The organism is Microbacterium sp. zg.Y909 (assembly GCF_024626565.1).
Map to the genome: position 1 here is coordinate 1 of NZ_JANJFJ010000201.1, position 6,363 is coordinate 6,363.

At 72.8% G+C, this 6,363-nt stretch carries 6 protein-coding genes; 4 read left to right on the plus strand and 2 right to left on the minus strand.

The window, feature by feature from the left end; all coding sequences use genetic code 11:
- Positions 1-26 precede the first annotated feature (26 nt).
- Genes NQ160_RS14305 through NQ160_RS14320 form a run of 4 tightly spaced genes read left to right on the plus strand, consistent with a single transcriptional unit; the run spans position 27 to position 3,847 of the window.
- Entirely contained in the window at positions 27-1,046 is a 1,020-nt protein-coding gene (locus NQ160_RS14305; protein ID WP_257515884.1) for a FecCD family ABC transporter permease, read from the plus strand.
- Positions 1,043-2,101, plus strand: a complete 1,059-nt coding sequence (locus NQ160_RS14310) for a FecCD family ABC transporter permease (protein WP_257515879.1) — start codon at positions 1,043-1,045, stop codon at positions 2,099-2,101. Before NQ160_RS14305 ends, NQ160_RS14310 begins: the two co-directional genes overlap by 4 nt.
- Positions 2,098-2,955 (plus strand): ABC transporter ATP-binding protein, encoded by an 858-nt coding sequence (locus tag NQ160_RS14315; RefSeq protein ID WP_257515880.1) that lies wholly within the window; start codon positions 2,098-2,100, stop codon positions 2,953-2,955. The genes NQ160_RS14310 and NQ160_RS14315 overlap by 4 nt, the downstream gene beginning before the upstream one ends.
- Positions 2,942-3,847, plus strand: coding sequence for a siderophore-interacting protein (locus NQ160_RS14320; protein ID WP_257515881.1), 906 nt, complete (start codon positions 2,942-2,944; stop codon positions 3,845-3,847). Before NQ160_RS14315 ends, NQ160_RS14320 begins: the two co-directional genes overlap by 14 nt.
- A 13-nt stretch (positions 3,848-3,860) precedes the next feature.
- On the opposite strand, the gene NQ160_RS14325 is transcribed toward NQ160_RS14320, so the two are convergent.
- Together NQ160_RS14325 and NQ160_RS14330 are read right to left on the minus strand one after the other, a co-directional pair.
- Positions 3,861-5,222: an MFS transporter gene (locus NQ160_RS14325; RefSeq protein WP_257515882.1), complete on the minus strand. Its 1,362-nt coding sequence runs from the start codon at positions 5,220-5,222 to the stop codon at positions 3,861-3,863.
- A partial coding sequence (locus tag NQ160_RS14330) for a MalY/PatB family protein (protein WP_257515883.1) occupies positions 5,219-6,363 on the minus strand: 1,145 nt, incomplete at its 5' end. The genes NQ160_RS14325 and NQ160_RS14330, both read right to left, overlap by 4 nt.

The following is a 6,363-nucleotide window of genomic DNA, read 5'->3' on the forward strand; positions in this document are numbered from 1 at the left end:
TGAACGCCGTCCGCGCGCAGACACCTCTGCCGGATGCCGCCGTCGTGCGGCGTCCGGCGGTGGTGCGTCTGGCGTGGGTGGGCGCAGGCGTGGCGGTGCTGATCCTGTTGTCGGCGGCCTCGGTCGCCTTCGGTGTGCGTGATGTCTCGCCCCTCGAGGTCTTCCAGGGGCTGACGGGCCAGACCGACGGGATCGCGCAGGCGGCCGTCGTCGCCCGCATCCCCCGCACGGTGCTCGCGCTCGTCGTCGGCGCGGCGCTGGCGATGAGCGGTGCGACGATGCAGGCGGTCACGCGCAATCCTCTGGCCGACCCCGGGATCCTGGGGGTCTCCGGCGGCGCGAGCCTGGCGGTGGTGGTCGGCATCGCGTTCTTCGGCCTGTCGGCGCCGTACAGCGTCATGGCCGTCGCGATAGCCGGGGCCGCGGGAGCGGCGGTGTTCGTCTACGCCGTCGGCTCGCTCGGCCGCGGCGGTGCCACGCCCCTGAAGCTCACCCTCGCCGGGGCGGCGACCTCCGCCGCCTTCACCTCGCTCGTGAGCGCCGTGCTGCTGCCGCGACTGGACGTGATGGAGACGTTCCGCTTCTGGCAGATCGGCGGCGTGGGCGGTGCCACCTGGGATCGCATCATCGCGCTGTCGCCCGTGCTGGCCCTGGGGGCGGCCGTCTGCCTGATCAGTGCCCGCGGCATGAACTCCCTCGCGCTCGGCGACGAGCTGGCCGCCGGTCTCGGTGAGAACGTCGCCCGCACGCGGCTGATCGCCGCCGCGGGCGCGATCGTGCTCTGCGGCGCGGCGACGGCCATCGCCGGTCCCATCGCTTTCGTGGGGCTCGTGATCCCCCACCTCTGCCGGCTGCTGGTCGGCACCGACCACCGCTGGCTGCTGCCCGTCTCCGCACTCGCGGGCGCGTCGCTGCTGGTGGCCGCCGACGTGGTGGGGCGTGTCATCGCCCGACCCGCCGAGCTGGAAGTCGGCATCCTCACCGCCGTCATCGGCGCCCCCGTCTTCATCTGGATCGTGCGACGCCAGCGGGTGAGGGAACTGTGACCACCGCGACCATCACGGGATCAGCGACCACGCCGGCCTCCGCGGTGGCTGCCGGCCGCCGGGCGCGCCGGCGACGGCGGGCGCTGCTGACCGCGGTGCTGGCCCTCACCGTCGTGGTCGTGTACGCCCTCAGCCTGATGATCGGCAAGACGTTCTACTCCCCCGTCGACGTGCTGCGCGTGATCGCCGGCGAGACGGTGCCGGGTGCGTCGTTCACCGTCGGCGAGCTGCGCCTCCCCCGGGCGACGCTCGGTCTGGTCGCGGGGTTCGCCTTCGGGCTCGCGGGCGTCACCTTCCAGACGATGCTGCGCAATCCGCTGGCCTCGCCGGACATCATCGGCATCACCTCCGGAGCCAGCGCGGCCGCCGTGGTCGGCATCATCGTGCTGTCGCTGAACGGGACGGCCGTCTCACTCCTCGCGCTCGGCGGCGCTCTGCTGACCGCCGCCGCCATCTATCTGCTCTCCAACCGAGGGGGCTTCGCCGGCACCCGGCTGATCCTCATCGGCATCGGCGTCGCGGCGATGCTCGACAGCGTGGTGACGTACGTGCTGTCGCGGGCCGCGGCCTGGGACCTGCAGACCGCCATGCAGTGGCTGACCGGAAGCCTCAACGGCGCGACGTGGTCCACCGTCCTGCCGCTGGTCGTGGCGTCCGCCGTGGTCGGGCCCATCATGCTCGCCCAGGGCCGCAACCTCGGCGTCCTGCGCCTCGGTGACGACACCGCCGCCGCCCTGGGGGTGCACGTCGGCCGCACCCGGGTGATGCTCATCGTCGGCGCCGTCGTGCTGCTCGCCTTCGCCACCGCCGCCGCGGGGCCCATCGCGTTCGTGGCGTTCATGGCCGGCCCGATCGCGGCTCGGCTCGTCGGATCGGGCGGATCGTTGCTGGTGCCGGCGGCGCTCATCGGTGCGCTGCTGGTGCTCGTCGCCGACCTCATCGGCCAGTTCGCCTTCGACAACCGCTACCCCGTGGGCGTCGTCACCGGCGTCCTCGGTGCCCCGTACCTCATCTACCTCCTCATCAGGACCAACCGCTCGGGAGGCGCGCTGTGAGCACCGCCCACACCCTCACCACCGAATCGCTGACACTCGGGTACGGCGACCGCACCGTCATCGAAGGCCTCGACCTCGAGGTTCCGCCCGGACGCATCACGGCGATCGTCGGCGCCAACGGCTGCGGCAAGTCGACCCTCCTGCGCGCGCTCGCCCGCCTCGTCGCCCCGCAGGCGGGGCAGGTGCTGCTCGACGGCCGGTCGCTGCGCAGCCGGCCGACCAAGGAGGTCGCCCGCACCCTGGGCCTGCTGCCGCAGAGTCCCGTCGCGCCCGAGGGGATCGCGGTGGCGGACCTCGTCGGTCGCGGCCGCCACCCGCACCAGAAGCTGCTCTCGCGGTGGAGCGAGCGGGACTACGCCGTCGTGGCGCAGGCCCTGCACGACACCGGCACGACGGAACTGGCCGATCGCCCGGTCGACGAGCTCTCCGGTGGACAGCGTCAGCGGGTGTGGATCGCGATGGCCCTGGCCCAGGAGACCGATGTGCTGCTGCTGGACGAGCCGACGACGTTCCTCGACGTGTCGCACCAGATCGAGGTGCTCGACCTGCTCACCGACCTCAACCGCAACAACGGCACGACCATCGTGATGGTGCTGCACGACATCAACCTCGCCGCGCGCTACGCCGACCATGTCTTCGCCGTGCGCAGCGGCCAGGTCGTCGCCAGCGGCGCACCCGCCGACGTCATCACCGCCGACCTCATCCGCGACGTCTTCGCCCTCGAGGCCCTCGTCGTCCCCGACCCCGTGTCCGGTTCGCCCCTCGTGCTGCCCCGCGGCCGCCACCACGTGCAATCCCCGCCGGGGTCGCGCGTCTGCCCGACCTCGCCCGGAGAACCCGATGGCACCCTCTGAGACCTCCCGCTTCTTCCGCGCCCACGTCACGGCGATCACCGATCTGACGCCGAGCTTCCGCCGCTTCACGTTCGGCGGCGACGACCTCGCCGACTTCGGCGACCCCGGGTACGACCAGCGCATCAAGATCGTGTTCCCCGCCGCCGAGGCCGGCCTCGACGCCATGCCCACCGACGACCAGTGGTACCTGCGATGGCGCGAGCTGCCGGACGACGCCCGCCCGCCGTTTCGCACCTACACCACCCGCGCGGTGCGCAACGAGGCGGCCGAGGTGGATGTCGACATGGTCGCCCACGACGTGATCGGCCCCGCATCGGAGTGGATCGCCCGCGCCACCGTCGGCGACGAGGTGCTCATCTTCGCCCCCACCACCGCCTACCGGGGCGTGAGCTACGGCATCGACTTCGTGCCGCCCGCCCGCGCCGACCACCTGCTGCTCGCAGGGGACGAGACCGCCGCTCCGGCGATCGCGACCATCCTGGAGCATCTTCCCCCCGACGCGCGCGGTGTCGTCGTCGTGGAGCTGCCCTGTGCGGCGGATGCCGCCTACCTCCCCCGCCACCCCGGGTTCGAATACCGCGTGGCCGGCCGCGACGACGCGCCGCGCAGCGCGCACCTGCTGGCAGAGGCCACCGACGCCGCCACGCACCTGGTCCCCGCCGGGCGGGGCGGCGAGGTCGAGGAGGTCGACATCGACCACGGCATCCTGTGGGAGGTGCCCCGCACCGCCAAGGGCGGCGCCGCGCTCAAGAGCGCCCCGCTGTACGCGTGGCTGGCCGGCGAGTCCGGCGCGATCAAGACGCTGCGCCGGCGCCTGGTCGCCGAGCACGGCGTGGACCGCCGGGCGGTGGCGTTCATGGGCTACTGGCGGCTGGGACGCGCCGAGAACTGAGATCCCGCGGCTGCTAGCGCCGCGGCGTTTCGTGCGCGTGACCGAGGCGCAGACCGGGCACGAGGGCGAGAAGCGCCAGCGCCGCGGCGATCGCGAACACCGCCGAGAAGCCTGCTCCGGTGCCGCTGAGCGCGGTGAACACGATCCCCATCGTGGCGATGACGACCGCCGAGCCGATGGAATCCGAGATCGACAGGGCCGAGGAGTTGAACCCCTGGTTCTGCGGCGTCGAGTATGCGAGCGTCAGCACGGTGATGCGCGGGTACATGAGTCCCATCCCCGCCCCTCCCAGCGACCAGCCGACGACCAGCACCACCGGATCGAGGTGCCAGAGCGCCGTCGCCGTCGCCGTGGTGGTGGCCGCGAACAGCAGGGCGGTGCCGAGCAGCGTGATGCGGCTGTTCCCGAGCGCGTCTCCCCAGCGCCCCTGTGCCGCCGCGCCCGCGGCCCACAGGAGCGCGGCGGCGGTGAGGCCCAGGCCCGCCCAGACCGGGGAGAATCCATACTCGTCGATGAGAAGCTTCGGCAGGTAGATCTCGGCGCCGAAGAGCGAGCCGGCGATGAGGGCCCGCATGAGCACGACGCCCGGCAAGCCGCGACCGGCGAGAAGGGTCCGACGCGGAAGCAGCGGCCGCAGCGACGCCACCACGACCAGCAGGGATGCCGCGATCACGACCGGCATCCACGGTCCCGTCTCACCGGCGAGGCTGAGCGCGAGGGCGCCTGCCGCCACCAGCAATGCCCACAGCAGGCGCGTGGCCACCGCGGAGCGGTCGGGGTGCGACGTGGCGAGATCCCTGCCGCGCAGTCGCAGCCACACCAGCGCGAAGGCGGCAGCTGTCAACGCGGCCACGCCGAGGAACACCCAGCGCCAGTGCAGGAACTGCGCCACGGCGCCGGCCAGCGACGGCCCGATGAGCGAGGGCACCACCCAGGCGGCCGAGAACGCCGCGAAGACCCGGCCGTGCATTCCCGCGGGAAACACCCGCGCGACCACGACGTACAGAGCCACGGTCTGCCCGCCGGTGCCCAGGCCCTGCAGCAGCCGGCCGGCGACGAGCACCTCCATGCTGGGCGCGAAGCCGGCCACCAGCAGGCCGAGCACGAACAGCAGCACCGCGGTGGCGAGCGGTGCGATGGGCGTCGACCGGTCGCACCACGCGCCGACGGCCACCATGCCGATCACGCTCGTGGCGAGCGTGCCCGAGAAGGCGACGGCGTACAGCGCCTCGCCGCCGAGGTCGGCGCTGACGAGGGGCATGACCGTCGTCACCGCCAGCGACTGGATCGCCGCGAGGAAGATCATGGCGACCGCGCCGAGGGTCACCCACACGTACCGCGGCGACCAGATGCGCTCCGCGGTGGCGGTGCTCACGCGCGCACGAGCGCACCGATGCGCTCGACGGCTTCGCGCAGCACCTCCGGCGAGCACCCGAAGTTGATGCGCACGTGACCGGCACCCTGTTCCCCGAACGCCGGCCCGTAGTGCAGCGCGACCTTCGCCTCGCGCAGGATCTTCGCAGCCGGGTTGTCGCCCCACCCCAGTGCGGTGAGATCGACCCACGCGAGGAACCCGGCGTCGGGGATGCGGTAGCGGGCGCCCGGCACGTGCTCGTCGAGCAGCTCGGCCAACAGTCGCCGGTTGGCATCGAGCGCCGCCAGCAGACTCTCCCGCCACGGGTCGCTCTCGGGCGAGAACGCGGCGACATTCGCCAGCGCTCCGAACAGGCCGGTGCGCCACTCGACTTCGGCGGGCAACGCCGTGAGGACCGCAGCGGTGCGGTCGGACGCGGCCACCATGACGGCACACTTGAGGCCTGCGAGGTTGTAGGTCTTGCTGGCGCTCGTCACCGTGAAGCCGCTCTCGGCGGCGAGGTCGGATGCCGCAAGGTACGGGGTGAAGACCACGTCGCGCTGGGTCAGCGGGGCGTGGATCTCGTCGCTGATGACGATGGCTCCGTGCCGATCGGCGATCTCGGCCAGCGCGGCCAGGTCGCTACGGGGATGCACCGTCCCGGTCGGATTGTGGGGGTTGCACAGCAGCATCGCCCGCGCACCCGCGGCGAACGCCGCATCGATGGCCTCGAGGTCCAGGCGCCACACCGTGCCGGTCTCGGCGAGCGGCACGGGCACGACGACGCCGCCGGCCTCGTCGATGCAGTCGGTGAAAGGCGGGTACACCGGCGGGGTGATGACGACGCCGTCGCCGGGGGCGATGCCGCGGCGCAGCAGCTCGACGACCCCCATCATGACGTCGGCGGTGGAACGTACCCGCTCCGGTGCCACGTCCCAGTCCCAGAGACGCCGAGCATAGGCGGCGAACGCGCCACGGATGCCGGGGTCGGGCGGCGTGTAGCCGGTGTCGCCGCGCGCGACGGCCTGCGCCAGCACCTCGGTGATGGGGTCGGCGAGCGGAAAGTCCAGCTCGGCGACGAACAGCGGCAGCACGTCGTCGGGGTACGTGCGCCACTTGGTGCTGCTGCGCAGGCGCAGCTGCTCGAGCGGCGGCGCCTGCA